The following is a 232-nucleotide window of genomic DNA, read 5'->3' as shown; positions in this document are numbered from 1 at the left end:
GCCATTTCAATTGGTTACATCATAATCGTAGCTATATTTGGAACCCTACTATTTTATAATATTGATGGGTTAATTGAAGCCAAACCATCGATGTAAAACACCCGTATAACGCCTGCATAACACGTTTGCTACCATGTAGATTAAGCCCAAACTTACCACTTAAAACGGTAAACTCAAAGAAACCTAGAATGCCGAATGTAGCAAATCGTGTTGATGCGATTGTTATGTTGTT

The 232-nt window shown here is 36.6% G+C and carries 1 protein-coding gene; it reads right to left on the bottom strand.

Features of this window, described 5'->3' with window-relative positions; translation table 11 throughout:
• Positions 1-31: 31 nt before the first annotated feature.
• A partial coding sequence (locus HC728_RS20255) for a hypothetical protein (RefSeq protein WP_238933845.1) occupies positions 32-232 on the bottom strand: 201 nt, incomplete at its 5' end.

Source organism: Aliivibrio sp. S10_S31 (genome assembly GCF_014694495.1).
GTDB classification, from domain to species: domain Bacteria; phylum Pseudomonadota; class Gammaproteobacteria; order Enterobacterales; family Vibrionaceae; genus Aliivibrio; species Aliivibrio fischeri.
The sequence above is the reverse complement of the archived record's forward strand: the minus strand, read 5'-3'. Positions and strand labels throughout refer to the sequence as shown.